The sequence below is a fragment of the Glycomyces algeriensis genome (assembly GCF_027622855.1).
In the GTDB taxonomy this organism is placed as follows: Bacteria; Actinomycetota; Actinomycetes; order Mycobacteriales; family Micromonosporaceae; genus Glycomyces; species Glycomyces algeriensis.
On sequence record NZ_JAPZVR010000001.1, the window covers coordinates 697,517 to 713,135 of the forward strand.

The following is a 15,619-nucleotide window of genomic DNA, read 5'->3' on the forward strand; positions in this document are numbered from 1 at the left end:
CATGCCGAACCGGACGCCACGGTCTTAGAGTGCGTGCATCACCCCACGGGACGACGCGGCACGGCCGCACGCGCACAAGGAGTCGGCATGAAGCGAACGGCCACGCTCACCGCCGCCGTCGCCGTCCTCGCGGCGGCGGCGCTGGCGTCCTGCGGCGAGGACTACGACGGCAACGGCTCGGCGAAGGCCCGCAGCGGGGTGACCACCGTCCAAGAGGAGGTCGAGAAGGTCGACTGGGGACCGTGCGACCTCGCGGCCATGTACGGCGACGCGGAGCTGAACGCCGAGGGGACCGCCTGGGCCGAAGCGCTCGAATGCGGTGCGATCACGGTGCCGGTCGACTACGAGGACACCGGCGGCGACCAGGTCGCGATCGCGATGGTCCGCCACCCCGCGACCGGCGACCGCACCGGCTCGCTGCTCGTCAATCCTGGCGGGCCGGGCGGCTCCGGCATCGAGCTCGCGATGTCGCCGTTCCTGCCAGCCGAAGTGACCGCCGCGTTCGACGTCGTCGGCTTCGACCCCCGCGGCGTCGGTGCGAGCGAGAACCTCACGTGCGGCAACAGCGGCCCGTTCAGCGCGGCCCTCGCCGAGGTCGACACGGACGAGCCCGACTCGATCACGGACGCCGAGGCGACCGCGCTCGACAGCGGTTCGGAGACGTTCACGGCGGGCTGCACCGAGCAGGTCAAGGCGAACTTCCTCGCCAACATGGGCACCGAGAACGTCGCGCGCGACATGGAGGTCATGCGCAGCGCCCTCGGCGACGACGAGCTGACGTTCCTCGGCTACTCGTACGGCACTTACATCGGGCAGATGTACCTCTACCTCTACCCGGACAAGGTCCGCGCGATGGTGCTCGACGGCGTCATGCGCACGTCGGGGTCCGTGCTCGACCTCGCCGAAGGCCAGGCCACCGGGTTCGAGACCGCCTGGGACGACTTCATCGCGTACTGCCTCACCGTGGACGGCTGCCCGTTCACCAGCGCCGACACGGCCGACGCGGCACTCGTGGCGATGCTCACCGACGCCCAGGAGGCGGCCGGCGGGCGGCTCACGGTGGGGGAGATGCTCAACATGATCGCCGAAAGCCTTTACAGCGAGGCGAAGTGGCCGAGGCTCGAGAAGCTCCTCGCTGCGGTGGACGCGGGCGCCATCGGCGAACTCGCGCAGCAGCTCGAGGACCTCGCGGGCGCCGAAGGGGCCTCCCGGTTCCTGCCGCGGCGGCTCCCGCCGCTGCCGCTGCCGCGCCGCGACACGGACGCGAACTTCTACGGCGTGCAATGCGTCGACCGGCAGAACCCGACCGGTTTCAACTCGTACCAGAACGCCGCCGAGGACGCCTACGACAACTCCGCGCTGTTCGGCGCCGGGATCGCCTGGAGCTACCTGCCGTGCGCCAGCTGGTCCGCGAGCGACCCGGGACCGGAGTCCGTGAACGGCAAGGGCGCACCGGACGTCGTGCTCATCGGCAACACCGGCGACCCGGCCACGCCGTACGCGTGGGCCGAGTCGGTCGCGAAGGAGCTCGACAGCGGGGTGCTGCTCACCTACGAGGGCAGCGGCCACACCGCGTACGCCTTGGGCCACACGTGCATCGACGATCCGGTGACGGCCTACCTCGTGGACCTCGACGTCCCCGAGAACGGGCTGCGATGCCCGCAGGAACTCCGCTGATCCGACCGGTCCTTCGGGCCCGCGTCCTCTTAGGGCGCGGGCCCCGGCGCGTCTCACTCCCTCATGCGTGTGCCGACCGATCACAGGACCGAGTCTGGCAAGATGTCCCCGTCGCGCCGGGAGCCGCATGGCGGCGCCACCGAACACGTGCGCGACGACTGTCGATGCGACGAAAGAAGCGCCAATGCACACTTCCCCCTGCAGGACCCGTGCCCGGAAGGAGGCCTCCCCGTGGTCGACATGACCTGGTTCGAGGCCATCGTGCTCGGGGTCGTTCAGGGCCTGACCGAGATGCTGCCGATCTCCTCCTCCGCGCACCTGCGCCTCACCTCGGCGCTGTTCTTCGAGGAGGACGCGGGCGCGTCGTTCACCGCAGTGACCCAGCTCGGCACCGAGACGGCGGTCCTCCTCTACTTCTGGAAGGACATCGTCCGCATCCTCGTGGCCTGGTGGAAGGGCCTGTGGGACAAGGAGCAGCGGGGCGAGACCGACTACCGGCTCGGCTGGTACGTGATCATCGGCACCCTCCCGATCGTGTTCTTCGGACTCATCTTCAAGGACGCGATCCGCGACGGCGCCCGCAACCTCTGGCTCGTCGCCTTCAGCCTCATCTTCTTCGGCCTGCTGCTGGCCCTCGCCGAGCTGGTGGGCAAGAAGACCCGCACGTGGAGCGACTTCCGGATGCGGGACGGCCTCATCCTGGGCTTCGCGCAGGCGGGCGCGCTCATCCCCGGCGTCTCGCGCTCGGGCGGCACGATCACGGCGGGCCTGTTCATCGGCCTGGACCGGACGGTGGCCGCGCGGTACTCGTTCCTGCTGGCGATCCCGGCGGTGTTCGGCGCGGGCATTCTCAGCCTCGGCGACGTGTTCGACCCGGCCACGGAGGGCTCGGTGCCGAGCGGCGCGCAGATGCTCGTGGCGACGATCATCGCGTTCTTCGTGGGCCTGGCGGCCGTGCACTGGATGCTCAAGTGGGTCGCCAAGCACAGCGTCTTCATCTTCGTCTGGTACCGCTGCATCCTCGGCGTCGCCGTCGTCATCATGCTGGAGACGGGCTACCTCCAGGCCACCTGATCCCTTGCACTGCAACGAGGGTCGGTCGTTTCGACCGGCCCTCGTCCGCGTTCTCGACCCGTCAGCGCCGGGATTCGGCCAAGGCCAGCGCCGTGATCGAGCCCAGCAGGACCACCGCACCCGCCGTCGTAGCCGCGGTGAGCGGTTCGCGGAGCACCGCGACGGCCAGGAACGCCGCCGTGACCGGCTCGATGAGCATCATCACCGAGGCCGTCGTGGCCCTGACCCGGGCCGCGCCCGCGAAGTACAGCGGGTAGGCCAGCGCGGTGGTGAACGCCGCGAGGTACCCGACGATCGCGAACGCCCGCACCGGGTCGCCGGTCGCGGGCGCGAGGCCCTCGAACCAGGCGGGGACGAGCAGGAGCGCCGCGCCGATGCCGAAGGACCACATGGTGAGCGTGAACGGGTCCTCGCCGTCGCTGCGGCGGCCGGTGGCGCGGCCCAGCAGCGTCACGGCCGCGTATCCGGCGGCCGAGAGCAGCGCGAGGGCGACGCCTCCCGGGTCGACGACCTCGGCGCCGTTGCCCAGGACGAGGACGCCGAGCCCGGTGACCGCTCCGGCGACGGCGAGCGCGCCGCCGCGGCCGAGGCGCTCACCGAGGAGCAGGCGGCTGCCGAATGCGGTCAGGACCGGCCCGGTGCCGAGGGTGAGCAGGGTGGCCGCGGCGACGCCGGTGGCGTCCACGGCGGCGAAGTAGGCGGTCTGGAAGACCGCCATGCCGGTCCCGACGCCGGCCAGGAGCGGCAGGCGGCGCCGCAGCGGTGCGGCCGGTTCGACGCGGATCCGCTTGGGGCGCAGCGCGGTGAAGGCGAGGAGCAGGACGAGGCCGCCGAGGTGGCGCCAGAACGAGACGGCCGCGGGGCCGAGATCGCTTGCGCGGTAGACGAGTTCGGCGGCGGCGCCAGTGGTGCCCCAGGCGAGGCCGGTGACGGTGAGGTAGCCGAGGCCGCGCCTGGCGGCTTCGGCAGGGCGTGCGGTGGCGAGGGTCGTTGACATGCGTTCTCCAGCAGGGAGCGAGCGGATACGGGCTCGTCTGCGGGCATGCCGGATTCGCGCTTGGCTCAGAACTCCTTGCGCGGCAATTGATCAGGTGCCCGCCTCAGGCGGCGGGCGGGGGGAGGAAACCTAGTGGCACGAGGCCACCTTACCGTTTAGGGCCTGTCCTGTGAATCAGACCGGTCGTTATCCGGCCCATTCGCCCGCTCGCTGCGTTGTCGGGGCCTTCGCATACAACACCGGTATGCAAAGGCCCCTCCGCGGTCTCGGCGAAGCTTGCGAGCCGTCAATTGGCACTGCGAGCGAACGAATGGACTCGGATACCGCCGCTCCCTGATTCACAGGACAGGCCCTAGGCCAGGCCCGCGCCCAGCCGCCGGAGGCCCTCCTCGATGACGTCGAGGCGCTTGCAGAACGCGAACCGCACCTCCGGGCGCGGCGCCTGGTCGAGGTAGAACACCTGATTCGGGATGGCGACGACCCCGCACCGCTCGGGCAGTTCCAGGCAGAACGCCAGGCCGTCCGCGTACCCGAAGGGGGCGGCGCTCGCGGTCACGAAGTAGGTGCCCTCCGGTTCGTGCACGTCGAACCCGATGCCCTTGAGCCCGGCCACCATGAGGTCGCGCCGCTCCTGGTAGCCCGCCGCGTAGTCCCGGTAGAACCCGTCGCCGGAGGCGAGCGCGGCCGCGATGCCGTACTGGAACGGGGTCCCGGACGCGAACGACAGCCACTGCTTGACGTCCTTGACCCGGGCGACCAGCTCGGCGGGGCCGGTCGCCCAGCCGATCTTCCAGCCGGTGACCGAGAACGTCTTCCCGGCCGACCCGACGGTGACCGTGCGGTCCCACATGCCCGGGAGGGTCGCGAGCGGCACGTGCTCGCGGCCGTCGAAGACCAGGTGCTCGTACACCTCGTCGGTGACGGCGATGAGGTCATGTGCAATGGCGACGGCCGCGATCGCGGCCAGCTCGCCGCGGTCCAGCACGGTGCCCGTGGGGTTGTGCGGCGAGTTGACCAGCAGCACCTTGGTGCGCTCGGTGACGGCGGCGGCGAGCCGGTCCTTGTCGAGCCGCCAGTGCCCCGCGCCGCCCGCAGGGGCCTCGAGCCGCACCGGCACCAGCGTCCCGCCCGCCATGGCGACGGCGGCCTTGTAGGAGTCGTAGCTCGGTTCGAGCGCGATCACCTCGTCGCCGGGGCCGACGAAGGCGAGGATCGCCGCGGTGAGCGCCTCGGTGGCCCCGGCGGTGACCGTGACGCCCTCGTCCGGGTCCGGCGCGAGTCCGTACCAGTGCCGCTGGTGCGCCGCGATCGCCTGGCGCAGTTCAGGAATGCCGGCGACCGGCGGATACTGGTTGTGCCCGTCGCGCATGGCGGCCGCGGCGGCTTCGATGACATATGCGGGCCCGGACTCGTCAGGGAAGCCCTGGCCGAGGTTCACCGCGCCGTGGCGCAGCGCGAGCGCCGACATGGTGGTGAAGATCGTGGTCTGGGGCCGCCGGCCGGGTCCGCTCATGGTGCCTCCTACTGGTGTTGCACAGGCGCTGTTCGAACCCGGCCATCATCCCAGCCCGCGACCTCAATCGTCGGCGGGCCAGCGCCCCTCGGCCTTCGCCCGCTCGATCTCGGCGAGCCCCGCCGGGCGCATGCGGCCTTCCGCGATGAGCCTTTCGGCGATGCCCCGGTTCCGCTTCGACCACGGGCTGCGCTTGGTGCGCGGCGAGTAGCGCTGCAGGAACGAGTCCTCGTCGAGGCGCTTGCGGTGGCCGTCGATCCACCCGAAGCACAGTGCCGCTTCGAGGGCCGGGCCGATCCGGAGCCGCCCTTCGGGCGAGCGCTCCTTGCCGATGCGCAGCCACACTTCGCGCTCGCCCTGGTGGGCCTCCAGCCAGGCCTCCCACTCGGCGCGGTCGACGAGATCGAGCGGTTCCACCGCTAGGCCCCCTTGCCGAACGAGGCGAGGATGTCGAGGTAGTGCTGGTTGTACATGACGGCGAGCAGGTTCCCGAACGGGTCGACGAACGAGGCCGTCTCGAACCCTTCACCGCGCACGATCTTCGGCTCGTACTCCTTGGCGCCCAGGGCCGTCAGCCGCGCGATCGCCGCGTCGAGGTCGTCGACCTGCCAGTACGCGATGGCGCCGCCGGGCGCGGCGCTCATGTCGTGCGGCGCCCACTCGCCCTGCGCGATCCCGATCTCGTGCTGGTATTCGCCCACCCGGAACTCCATGTAGCCGGGCACCTCGAAGTACGGTCCGGCGCCGAGCAGCTCGGTGTACCAGGCCTTCGCGGCCTCGAAGTCGTCGGCGAAAAAGCTGATGGTGCTGAATCCTCGCAGCATGTGCTTGCTCCCTTGTCGTTGTTAAGGACCAAGCTATGGCCCATTGCGGAAGATTCGCTTCCGCAATGCGTGCGAGAATCGAAAAATGTTGGAGACCTCCGCGCGCCTGCTCCGCGTCCTCGCGCTCCTGCAGGCCCAGCGCGACTGGACGGGCGCGGCCCTCGCCGAGCGCCTCGACGTGACGACCCGGACCGTGCGCAGCGACATCGACCGGCTCCGCCAGCTCGGCTACCGCGTCCACTCCACGACCGGCAGCGCCGGCGGCTACCGACTGGAGGCCGGCAACGCCATGCCGCCGCTCCTGCTCGACGACGAGGAGGCCGTGGCGGTCGCGGTCGGCCTGCGCGCGGCGGCCTCGGGCTCGGTGGCCGGGATCGAGGAGACCTCGCTGCGGGCGCTGGCGAAGCTGGAGCAGACGATGCCGTCGCGGCTGCGCCACCGCATCGACATGCTCAGGGCCGCCACCGTTTCGGCCGCCGGCGCCGGCCCCACGGTCGACGCCGGGGTCCTGACGGGGATCGCCGAGGCCGTGTACCGGCGCGAGCAGCTGCGCTTCGACTACCGCGACCGGGCGGGTGCGGCCTCGCGCCGCCGGACCGAGCCGCACCGGCTCGTCTACACCGAGCGGCGCTGGTACCTCCTGGCGTGGGACGTCGACCGCGAGGACTGGCGCACGTACCGCGCCGACCGGATCGGGCTGCGGACCCCGAACGGCCCCGGGTTCACGCCGAAGGAGCCCCCGGAGGAGGCGGTCGCCCACGTCCTGCGCGGCCTGGGGCACTCGGCGTGGCGCCACCAGGCGGTGATCCGGGTGCAGGCGCCGGTGGAACGGGTCGCGGGGATGCTCCCGCCGGGCAGCGGCCTCCTCGAGCCCGCGGGCGACGCCGAGTGCCTGTGGCGGACGGGCAGCGACTCCCTGCGGGACCTCACGAACTACGTCACCGCCTTGAACCTCCCGTTTATAGTCGAGGCCCCGCAGTCGCTGCGCGACCATCTCGACGCGCTCGCCGCCCGCTATACGGCGGCGACCGTTTCAGGAAAACCTCCGGAAGTAATGGAATAAAGCATTCCGTTCCGCTATGCTTGGATCATTGGAAGCGACAGCGACCGCACACACCTCAAGGAGCACGACATGACCACGACCGCCTGGCCCCTCCTCGCCGAAGCCCACGACGCACTCCTCAACGCCGTCAAGGGCGTCGGCGACGACCAGTGGCAGCTGCCCACGCCCTGCGACCAGTGGACGGTCACCCAGGTGCTCCAGCACGCCGCAGGGGACCAGATCGGCTTCGCCGCCGCGCTCACCGGCGGCGACGGCCCGGACGAGAACCCGTTCGCCCCTTCGGGAACCGCAATCGCCGACCCGATCTCCTACACCGCGGCCGCCACCGGTGCCGCCGCGGAGGCCTGGGCGGGCGTCGCGGCGGACGCCGAAGCGGTACCGGTCCCGGTGCCGCCGAACTCGCTCGACGCGGTCACCGGCGTGGGCGCCTGCGCCCTCGACGCGGCCGTCCACGCCTGGGACATCGCGAAGGCGACCGGCCAGGACCAGCCGCTCAGCGAGGAGGCCGCGACCGCGATCCTCATCGCCGCCAAGCAGATCGTCGAACCGCTGCGCGCCTGGGGCGCTTACGCCCCCGCGCTCGAGCCGCAGGACGGCGACGACGCGGTCGCGGCCCTCCTGCGCTACCTCGGCCGCGACCCGGAGTGGACCGCCTGAGACTGAGCGATCGCGGGCGGCGGACCACTCCGGTCCGCCGCCCGTTTGTCGCATCGCGAGGTCGTAGACGAACGCGCATGCATCGTGGCGTCTCAGCGATGGGCGCAGCGCCCCCGATCGACTTGACTGGGGGACATGAGCAACGAGAACATCATCCTGGTCACCGGCGCCACGGGCAAAGTCGGCCGCCGCCTCACCGCCCGCCTCCGCGAGGCCGGGCACACCGTCCGCGCGGTCTCGCGCAGCACCGAGATCCGCTTCGACTGGCACGACGACTCGACCTGGGCCGCGGCCCTCGAAGGCGTCAGCGCCGCCTACCTGATCCCGCCGGACGAGCCGTTCCCGGCCGCGGCGGTCGTCGCCGCCGCCGAGCGGGCCGGCGTGCGCCGCCTCGTCTCCCAGTCGGGCCGGCGCATCCACGTGGTCGCCGAAGCGGCCGGCGTCGGGCCCGAAGCGGTCGGCATGTACGCCTCCCAGGAAGCGGTCAAGGCCTCCGGCATCGAATGGACCGTCCTGCAGGCCAACAACTTCAACCAGAACTTCAGCGAAGGCGACATGCTCGGCGCGATCCTCGAGGGCGAGCTGTTCCTCCCGGTCGAGGACACTGTGGAGCCGTTCATCGACGTGGACGACATCGCCGAGGTCGCTGCGACCGTCCTCACCGAGGACGGCCACCACGGCAGGACCTACGAGCTGAGCGGCCCCGAGTCGCTGGCCTTCCCCGCGGCGGTCGACGCGATCGCGCAGGCCGCCGGCCGGCCCATCGCGTTCCAGGCCGTGAGTCCCGAGGACTACGCCGCCGCGCTGCGCGCCGAGAACCTCCCCGAGGACCTCGTGTTCTTCCTCGACGTGATGTACCGGGTCATGCGCGAGGGCAGGATCGGCGATGTCGCCGACGGTGTGGAGCAGGTCCTCGGCCGCAAGCCGACCGCGTTCGCCGACTGGGCGAAGCGCGCCGCCGCGGAAGGCGCCTGGACGAAGTAGCCGCCGGGCCCATTCGGGCCCGGATCCGAACAGCCGTACCGCCTTCAGGCCGGGCCCAGTCGGGCCCGGCCTTTCAGTCCTCCGCCAGTTTCGCCAGCAGGCCCGCCAGCGCGGCCCGCTGCGCACTGCTCAATCCCGCGAGGAGCTCGCGCTGGTTCGCGAGGTGCGCCTCCATCAAGGCGTCCGTGAGCCGCACGCCCGCTTTGGTGAGGGCGATCGTGCGCCCGCGCGAGTCCTCCTCGGCGACCGACCGCGTGACGAGTCCGGACGCTTCGAGCCGGTCGACCCGCTTGGTGATCGCCCCGGTCGTGACGAGGACTTCCCTGCTCAGCTCGCCGGCCGAGAGCGCATAGGGCGCCCCGGCCCGGCGCAGGGCCGCGAGGACGTCGAAGTCGCCGTTGCCGAGCCCCGCGTCCGCGAACGGTCCGCGCAGCCGCCGGTCCCACTGGCCGACGAGCCGGAACATCCGGCCCACCACGAGCATCGGCGAGGCGTCCAGGTCCGGACGCTCGCGTTTCCACTGGTCGATCATGTGCGCCACGGCATCGCTCTCCATGCCTTGCACTATACCTTCCAAGGAAGATAAGATGTCTTCCATGGAAGATGAAATAGTGCCGGTCGTCGACTGCTACTTCGACCCCGCCTGCCCCTACGCTTGGATCACCTCGCGCTGGCTCCTCGAAGTCGAGCGGCGGCGCCCCATCAGGCTCCGCTTCCGGATCATGAGCCTCTCGATCCTCAACGAGCACCGCGACATCGAACCCTGGTACCGCGAGTTCAACGACCGCGCCTGGGGTCCCGCCCGCGTCTGCGCCGCCGCCGAGCGGCGCCACGGCGGCGACGTCCTCCGCGACCTCTACACCGCCCTCGGCACCCGCATCCACCTCGGCCGCGACAAGGACTACGACCGCGTCACCGCCGCCGCCCTCGCCGAGACCGGACTCCCCGCCGACCTCGCGGACGCGGCCCGCACCGACGCGTTCGACGCGGACCTGCGCCGCAGCCACCAGACCGGGCAGGACGCCGTGGGCGAGGAGTCCGGCACACCCCTCACCGTCATCGACGGCACCGGCCACTTCGGACCCGTCCTCTCCTCCGCCCCCGAAGGCGACGACGCCACCGCGCTCTTCGACGCCGTCCGCACCTTCGCCCGCCTCGACGCCTTCGCCGAACTCAAACGGACCCGCAATGCGCTCGACCTCGCCTGACCCCGCCGCGCGCCGCAGATTCATCGCCGCCAGCCTCGTCGACGCCGTCGGCAACGGCGTCTACGTGCCCCTCACCATGCTCTTCGTCCACGACCTCACCGGCCAGTCCCTCACCGCGATCGGCACCGGCCTCACCCTCGCCGGACTCGGCGCCCTCGCCGCCATGCCCCTCGCCGGCGTCCTCATCGACCGACACGGCGGCAAGCACGTCTACACCGCCGCGCTCGCCCTCCGCGCCGCGAGCTTCGCGCTCTACCCGCTCGCCACCGCCTACCCGGCCTTCCTCGCCGTCGCCTTCGCCGTCGCGGTCGCCATGTGGGCCTCCGCGCCGAGCCAGCAGTCCCTCATCGGCGACATGGCCGAAGGCGCCGAACGCGACCGCCTCCTCGCCTGGAACCGGAGCCTGCGCAACGGCGGCATGGGATTCGGGGCCCTCGCCGCCGCCGCGATGCTCGCCCTCGGCGACGGCGGCTACCTCGCGGCCGCGCTGGCCCTCGCCGGATCGTTCGCCGCGGCCGCCATGATCGTCGCCCGCATCCCCGTGCAGCCCAACCGCACCCCGCGGCCCATCGCGCGTCCCCGCGGCGGCTACCGCATCGTCCTCGCCGACCGTCGCTACCGGCGACTGGCCACCGCGAACTTCCTGATCGGCTTCGGTTACACCGCCCAGGCCATCGCGATGCCGGTGTTCCTCACCCGCGACGCCGGCCTCCCCGACGCCACGGCGGGCGTCGTCTTCGCCGTCAACACCGCGCTCGTCGCCGGACTCGGCGTCCCGGTCGCCCGCCTGATGGCCCGCACCCGCCGCGGCCGCGGCGCCGCGCTCGGCACCGCGGTGTTCGCACTCTCCTTCGGGGCCTTCGCGTTCCTGCCCACGCTCGACGGCACCGCGGCGATCATCGCGGTCCTGGCCGTCGCCGTCGTCTACACGGCGGGGGAGCTCATCCACTCCGCGCCCGCCGAAAGCCTCGCCGTGCACGCCGCCCCTGACCACCTCCGCGGCCGGTACCTCTCGGTCTACCAGCTGTCCTGGTCGCTGTGCCGCACCCTCGCCCCCATGCTCCTGGGCTTCCTCCTCGACGCCGGGACCTGGCAGCTGTGGGTCGCGCTCGCCGCCGCCGTCCTCACTGGAGGCCTCATCCTCCTGGGCACCGACCGGAGCCCCGCCGCACCGCGACCGCTGACGGCACCGGTGCCCGCGACCGCCTGAACTGGGGGACCCTACCCACCGTGATCGAGGCGTAGCCTGGATGATGGCCGCCCGTTTCCGAACGCCACTGCCCTGACAGGACGGCCGATCCTCCCCTCCGAAGAAGGCCGCCATGTCCAGACTCCTCGTGACCCTGCGGCGCACCGACGACCGCGACACCGTCCTCGGCAGTGTCCGCGACACCGGCGCCCGCGTCCTCGCCGAATACCCCGACCAGCTCCTCGTCCACGGCACGCCCCGCCAGGCCCGCGACCTCGCGGCGCAGGGCCTCGAGACCACCCCGCTGCCCGAGCAGCCCGTCCAGACCGCCGGCGCCAGCTTCCAGTTCGCCGCCGCGCTCGACGCCCAGACCGCCGTCGCCATCGCCCCCGAACCCGGCCGCACCGCGTACTACCTCGTGAAACTCGTCGGCCCGCCGATCAGCGCCTGGCTCGACGCGCTCACCGAGGCCGGCGCCGACCTCCACGGCAGCCTCTCCGGCTTCACGCTGCTCGCCGGGTTCCTTCCCGAACGCGCCGAAGCGGTCCGGGGCCTCGACTTCGTCGAGGAGGTCACCCCGTACCGCCCGGCCATGAAGGTCTCCCCGAAGCTCCACCCCTCGCCGCGCCGCCACCTCGACGCCGCCTACCTCGCGGCCGTCGATCCCGACGACTTCGCCGACGACGGCCCGCAGATGATCGAGGTCGCCGTCTTCCCCGGCGAGGACACCGCCCCGCTGGCCCGCCGCATCCGCGACGCGGGCGGCTCGGTCTTCACGGCCCTTCCGAAGTCCCTCGTGGCGAGCGTCCCGCGCTCGGTGATCGCCGAGCTCGCCGACCTCGAAGGCGTGCAGGCGATCATGCCGTACGCGTTCTCGCAGACCAGCAACGACAAGGCCGCCGCGATCATGGGCGTCCCGCCGGACCACCGCTTCGGCGCCCTCGCGCTCGCGGGCACCGGCCAGATCGTGGCCGTCGCCGACTCCGGGCTCGACAACGGCGACCCCGAGACAATCCACCCGGACGTGCGGGGCCGGATCAAGGCGATCACCTCGTGGCCGACGCGAACAGTGCTGGCGCCCTTCACGAACGACCCGCCCGGCCACGACGACGGCCCGGCCGACACCGACTCCGGGCACGGCACGCACGTCGCCGGCTCGGTCCTCGGCAACGGCGAGGCCGCCCGCCAAGCCGAGGCCGGACCGGTCCCGGCCGGGATCGCACCCGAGGCGACGCTCTTCTTTCAAGCGATCAATCAAAAAATTCGGTGGAAATCTCGCGCCGAGCTCGCCGCCGCCGGTCTCCAGCCGTTCACGACTCCCTGGCCGCCGCCCGCATCGGGGCTGTACGGGATCCCCGGCGACCTCGGCGCGCTGTTCGGCGAGGCCTACGAGGCGGGCGCGCGCGTGCACACCAACTCGTGGGGCGCGCCGCTGGCGGGGGAGTACGGGCAGAACGCGCGGGCGGTCGACGAGTTCATGTGGACCCACCCGGACATGCTGGTGCTCTTCGCGGCCGGGAACGACGGCTCGGACGCGGACAACGACGGCCTCATCGACCCCGACTCGATGGGCTCGCCCGGCACCGCCAAGAACTGTCTCACGGTGGGCGCCAGCGAGAACCAGCGGCCGAGCGGCTCCGAGCCGCCGCCGGGCATCGACCGCAACTGGAGCCAGCTGGGCCGCTACCCGAAGCTCGGCGCGGCCGGGCACGTCTCGGACGACGCCGGGGGCATGGCCGCGTTCTCCTCGCGCGGCCCCACCGACGACCTGCGGATCAAGCCCGACGTCGTCGCGCCCGGCACGAACGTGCTGTCCATGCTCACCTCGGTGTACTCAGGTGACGACGAGCCGCTGTGGGGCCGCCTGCCCGAAGGCCACCCGCTGCGCGACCGCTACTGCTGGAGCGGCGGCACGAGCATGGCCACGCCGCTGGTCGCGGGCGCGGCGGCGATCGTGCGCCAGCACCTCGCTGCGCAGGGCCACCTCGAGGACGGGCGCCGCCCGTCGGCGGCGCTCCTGAAGGCGCTCTTGGTGAACGGCGCGGTCGCGATGCCGGGCCAGTACCCCGGCGAGGTCCCCGCGGGACCGAACCCGGTGAGCGGCTTCGGCCGCATCGACGTGGCCCGCGCGGTCGGGTCCGCGCACCTCAGCCGCTTCGCGGACGCGCCGGCGGATGCGGTCGCGACGGGCGAGATCCGCCGCTACCGGATCGAGACCGCCGACCCCGACCTCCCGCTGCAGGTGACACTGGTGTGGACCGACGCGCCGTCCCTCGAAGGCCTGGGCGGCCTCGTGAACGAGTTGTACCTCCAGCTCGAGACCCCATCGGGCGAGGTCCTGAACTGGGACGCGGGCCCGGCCACGCGCGTCACGAACAACGTCCAGCAGATCACCGTCACCGCGCCCGAGGACGGCGTCTACACGGTCCGCGTCCGCGGTGTCTCCGTCACCCGGCACGCCCCGGGCGCGGCCCCTTCCGACGGCCTCCGCCAGGACTTCGCGCTCGCCGCCTCGAACGCGGTCGCCGAAGACGACGGCGACGCCGCGCTCGCCCCGATGCCCGCCTCCCGGTGAAGAAAGGCGACGGGCTCCCGAAAGGGAGCCCGTCGCCCTCACAGCGATGCGACCGCTAGGCGTCCCGGCGGGTCATGCTCGGCCGATCGAGGACTTCGACGTACACGATCCGCTCGTGCACGACGTCGAGCACGAGGTCCCCGGTCTCGGGAGCGAGGACGACGTTGCGGTGCCCCGGCCCGTACGGCGTCCCGGGCGGATGCTCGGCGGTGCGGAAGCTCTGGCAGAAGTCCTCCTTGCAACCGCACTCGGCGATCAGGCGGAGGTCGTGCACGGCGATCGCCAAGTGCCGCTCGCCCTCGACCTCGAGCAGGCGGGCGACCTCGGCGACGAGCTCGGGGTACACCTCCCGAACCAGCGGATGCGGCTCCATGAACGCCAAGCATAGTGACGGCCGGCCCGAAGCGAGTCCGCTTCACCGGACCGGGCGGGTACCGGCGGTCGAGACCGCCGCCCTGTCGCCGCTTCCGGGGCTACCTGCGGGCGCTCGGCGGCTTCATGCACGCCGACCGCGCCGACCGGCCGTCCCGGCGCACCAGCGCGGGCGGGTCCCAGTCGACCGTCGACCTCGGCCACCCGGGGCACCGCCGCGCTCCCGGCCGGCGACCGGCGCCCCCGCACTCGGTATCGTCGACCTCCCCACCAGCGGCCTGCGGCCGCCCGACCAGGAGACCCCATGGACCTCGACCGCTTCTTCGCGCCTCTGGGCGCCAAGGCCACCGCCCACATCCGCGACATCGCGGACGGGCGCGGGACCGGGTTCGGCGAGACCGAACCGGTGATCCTCGTGTCCGTCGTGAAGCTCTTCATAGCCTGGGAGTTCCGCAGCCAGGTCGAGGCGGGCCGCATCGACCCGGCCGCCCCGGTCCGCGTCACCGCCGCCGACCGGCTCGGCGGCACCGGCGTCGCCGGGTTCCGCTACGACTCCCAGATCTCGGTGTGGGACCTCGCCTCGCTCATGATGGAGGTCTCCGACAACTCCGCCGCGGACCTCGTCGTCAAGCACATGGGCGCGGGCGCCCTCCGCAGCCTGCCCGCCCGGCTCGGCCTCAAGGACACGCGCCTGCTCGGCGCGCCCCGCACCATCCTCGAAGCGGTCGCCCGCGACCTCGACATCGCCGACCTCGAAGCCCTCGCCCACGTCCTGGAGGCCGGCTCGGTCACCACCGCCGAACTGCGCGCCACCAGCGCCTGGGACCCGATGCGCACCAACGCCTCCACCGCCGCCGACATGACCGCGTTCCTGCGCCACGTCTGGAACGGCCCGGCACCCGTGGCCGCCGACGTGCGCCGCTGGATGGGCCGCCAGCTCACCGGCGGCCGACTCTCCCGCCTCGCCCCCAGTGAAGTGAAGCCCTTCGGCCGCTCCGGTTCGCTCCCGGGCCGGCTCAACGAGGTCGCGGTCTGGGAGTGGCCCGACGGCCGCCGCCACGCCATCGCCGTCTTCGCGCAGGTCACCCGCGGCAACTTCCGCGAAGTCGAGCTCGCCATGAGCCGCGCCGCCCTGGCCCTGACCGAAGAACTCGACGCGGGTCAGTAGATCGACGACCACGGCCGCGGCGGGTTCGCCGGGTCGGTCTCGGCCGCTCGCCGCACCAGCGTCCGCATCCGCTGATGCGCCCGCAGCAGCTCCGGCGCCTCCCGCATGAGCACATGCCCCGCAGGCGTCAGCTGGACCTGCCCGCCGCCGCGGTCGAACAGCTCCGCGCCCAGCTCCTTCTCCAGGCGCCGGATGCGCTGGCTCAGCGGCGGCTGCTCCATACCCAGGCGCTCGGCGGCCCGCCCGAAGTGACGTTCTTCACCTACCGCCAGGAAACACTCCAAGTGCCGCATGATGTCCACGCGGCAACGATATCAA

The 15,619-nt window shown here is 72.3% G+C and carries 16 protein-coding genes; 9 read left to right on the forward strand and 7 right to left on the reverse strand.

The genetic code is table 11. The features are described from left to right. Positions 1-87 precede the first annotated feature (87 nt). Positions 88-1,677, forward strand: a complete 1,590-nt coding sequence (locus O2L52_RS02930; RefSeq protein ID WP_270113809.1) for an alpha/beta hydrolase — start codon at positions 88-90, stop codon at positions 1,675-1,677. 240 nt (positions 1,678-1,917) lie between these two features. Continuing rightward, the gene (locus O2L52_RS02935; protein WP_270113875.1) at positions 1,918-2,751 is read left to right on the forward strand and encodes an undecaprenyl-diphosphate phosphatase; all 834 of its coding nucleotides are present in this window, start codon (positions 1,918-1,920) and stop codon (positions 2,749-2,751) included. 61 nt (positions 2,752-2,812) lie between these two features. Here the strand turns inward: O2L52_RS02935 and O2L52_RS02940 are convergent, their stop codons facing one another. From O2L52_RS02940 to O2L52_RS02955, 4 genes are all read right to left on the reverse strand, one after another. Next, positions 2,813-3,748 carry a DMT family transporter gene (locus O2L52_RS02940; RefSeq protein ID WP_270113810.1) on the reverse strand — a complete coding sequence of 312 codons (936 nt, stop codon included), beginning with the start codon at positions 3,746-3,748 and terminating at the stop codon, positions 2,813-2,815. Positions 3,749-4,100: 352 nt separating this feature from the next. Then, on the reverse strand, positions 4,101-5,261 hold the full coding sequence (locus O2L52_RS02945; RefSeq protein ID WP_270113811.1) for an aminotransferase class I/II-fold pyridoxal phosphate-dependent enzyme: 1,161 nt from the start codon (positions 5,259-5,261) through the stop codon (positions 4,101-4,103). A gap of 63 nt (positions 5,262-5,324) precedes the next feature. Then, a complete protein-coding gene (locus tag O2L52_RS02950) occupies positions 5,325-5,678 on the reverse strand; it encodes a YdeI/OmpD-associated family protein (RefSeq protein ID WP_270113812.1) in 354 nt (117 codons plus the stop codon). Between the two features lie 2 nt (positions 5,679-5,680). After that, positions 5,681-6,085, reverse strand: coding sequence for a VOC family protein (locus O2L52_RS02955; RefSeq protein ID WP_270113813.1), 405 nt, complete (start codon positions 6,083-6,085; stop codon positions 5,681-5,683). 85 nt (positions 6,086-6,170) lie between these two features. On the opposite strand from O2L52_RS02955, the gene O2L52_RS02960 reads away from it, so the two are divergent. The 3 genes from O2L52_RS02960 (at position 6,171) to O2L52_RS02970 (ending at position 8,789) form a co-directional block, all read left to right on the forward strand. Continuing rightward, positions 6,171-7,148: a helix-turn-helix transcriptional regulator gene (locus tag O2L52_RS02960; protein WP_270113814.1), complete on the forward strand. Its 978-nt coding sequence runs from the start codon at positions 6,171-6,173 to the stop codon at positions 7,146-7,148. A gap of 69 nt (positions 7,149-7,217) precedes the next feature. Beyond that, the gene (locus O2L52_RS02965) at positions 7,218-7,805 is read left to right on the forward strand and encodes a TIGR03086 family metal-binding protein (RefSeq protein ID WP_270113815.1); all 588 of its coding nucleotides are present in this window, start codon (positions 7,218-7,220) and stop codon (positions 7,803-7,805) included. 135 nt (positions 7,806-7,940) lie between these two features. Beyond that, positions 7,941-8,789: an NmrA family NAD(P)-binding protein gene (locus O2L52_RS02970; protein ID WP_270113816.1), complete on the forward strand. Its 849-nt coding sequence runs from the start codon at positions 7,941-7,943 to the stop codon at positions 8,787-8,789. Between the two features lie 73 nt (positions 8,790-8,862). Here O2L52_RS02970 and O2L52_RS02975 read toward each other — a convergent pair whose 3' ends face one another. After that, positions 8,863-9,345 (reverse strand): MarR family winged helix-turn-helix transcriptional regulator, encoded by a 483-nt coding sequence (locus tag O2L52_RS02975; protein ID WP_270113817.1) that lies wholly within the window; start codon positions 9,343-9,345, stop codon positions 8,863-8,865. Between the two features lie 40 nt (positions 9,346-9,385). Between O2L52_RS02975 and O2L52_RS02980 the strand changes: the two genes are divergently transcribed. From O2L52_RS02980 to O2L52_RS02990, 3 genes are all read left to right on the forward strand, one after another. Next, on the forward strand, positions 9,386-9,997 hold the full coding sequence (locus tag O2L52_RS02980) for a mycothiol-dependent nitroreductase Rv2466c family protein (RefSeq protein WP_270113818.1): 612 nt from the start codon (positions 9,386-9,388) through the stop codon (positions 9,995-9,997). Continuing rightward, complete coding sequence (locus O2L52_RS02985) at positions 9,978-11,207, forward strand: MFS transporter (protein ID WP_270113819.1); 1,230 nt, start codon at positions 9,978-9,980, stop codon at positions 11,205-11,207. The genes O2L52_RS02980 and O2L52_RS02985 overlap by 20 nt, the downstream gene beginning before the upstream one ends. 112 nt (positions 11,208-11,319) lie before the next feature. Next, positions 11,320-13,761, forward strand: a complete 2,442-nt coding sequence (locus O2L52_RS02990; RefSeq protein WP_270113821.1) for a S8 family serine peptidase — start codon at positions 11,320-11,322, stop codon at positions 13,759-13,761. A 55-nt stretch (positions 13,762-13,816) separates the two neighbouring features. On the opposite strand, the gene O2L52_RS02995 is transcribed toward O2L52_RS02990, so the two are convergent. Continuing rightward, a complete protein-coding gene (locus O2L52_RS02995) occupies positions 13,817-14,134 on the reverse strand; it encodes a hypothetical protein (RefSeq protein ID WP_270113822.1) in 318 nt (105 codons plus the stop codon). A 303-nt stretch (positions 14,135-14,437) separates the two neighbouring features. On the opposite strand from O2L52_RS02995, the gene O2L52_RS03000 reads away from it, so the two are divergent. Beyond that, complete coding sequence (locus O2L52_RS03000) at positions 14,438-15,301, forward strand: serine hydrolase (RefSeq protein WP_270113823.1); 864 nt, start codon at positions 14,438-14,440, stop codon at positions 15,299-15,301. Here the strand turns inward: O2L52_RS03000 and O2L52_RS03005 are convergent. Further along, positions 15,295-15,594 (reverse strand): LysR family transcriptional regulator, encoded by a 300-nt coding sequence (locus tag O2L52_RS03005; protein WP_270113876.1) that lies wholly within the window; start codon positions 15,592-15,594, stop codon positions 15,295-15,297. The genes O2L52_RS03000 and O2L52_RS03005 overlap by 7 nt on opposite strands. Positions 15,595-15,619: the final 25 nt, after the last annotated feature.

Coding starts and splice junctions, on each gene's coding strand:
- O2L52_RS02930 (WP_270113809.1), top strand. CDS start 88: ATGAAGCGAACGGCCACGCTCACCGCCGCCGTCGCCGTCCTCGCGGCG.
- O2L52_RS02935 (WP_270113875.1), top strand. CDS start 1,918: ATGACCTGGTTCGAGGCCATCGTGCTCGGGGTCGTTCAGGGCCTGACC.
- O2L52_RS03005 (WP_270113876.1), bottom strand. CDS start 15,594: ATGCGGCACTTGGAGTGTTTCCTGGCGGTAGGTGAAGAACGTCACTTC.
- O2L52_RS02945 (WP_270113811.1), bottom strand. CDS start 5,261: ATGAGCGGACCCGGCCGGCGGCCCCAGACCACGATCTTCACCACCATG.
- O2L52_RS02960 (WP_270113814.1), top strand. CDS start 6,171: ATGTTGGAGACCTCCGCGCGCCTGCTCCGCGTCCTCGCGCTCCTGCAG.
- O2L52_RS03000 (WP_270113823.1), top strand. CDS start 14,438: ATGGACCTCGACCGCTTCTTCGCGCCTCTGGGCGCCAAGGCCACCGCC.
- O2L52_RS02955 (WP_270113813.1), bottom strand. CDS start 6,085: ATGCTGCGAGGATTCAGCACCATCAGCTTTTTCGCCGACGACTTCGAG.
- O2L52_RS02970 (WP_270113816.1), top strand. CDS start 7,941: ATGAGCAACGAGAACATCATCCTGGTCACCGGCGCCACGGGCAAAGTC.
- O2L52_RS02980 (WP_270113818.1), top strand. CDS start 9,386: ATGGAAGATGAAATAGTGCCGGTCGTCGACTGCTACTTCGACCCCGCC.
- O2L52_RS02965 (WP_270113815.1), top strand. CDS start 7,218: ATGACCACGACCGCCTGGCCCCTCCTCGCCGAAGCCCACGACGCACTC.
- O2L52_RS02995 (WP_270113822.1), bottom strand. CDS start 14,134: ATGGAGCCGCATCCGCTGGTTCGGGAGGTGTACCCCGAGCTCGTCGCC.
- O2L52_RS02990 (WP_270113821.1), top strand. CDS start 11,320: ATGTCCAGACTCCTCGTGACCCTGCGGCGCACCGACGACCGCGACACC.
- O2L52_RS02975 (WP_270113817.1), bottom strand. CDS start 9,345: ATGGAGAGCGATGCCGTGGCGCACATGATCGACCAGTGGAAACGCGAG.
- O2L52_RS02985 (WP_270113819.1), top strand. CDS start 9,978: ATGCGCTCGACCTCGCCTGACCCCGCCGCGCGCCGCAGATTCATCGCC.
- O2L52_RS02940 (WP_270113810.1), bottom strand. CDS start 3,748: ATGTCAACGACCCTCGCCACCGCACGCCCTGCCGAAGCCGCCAGGCGC.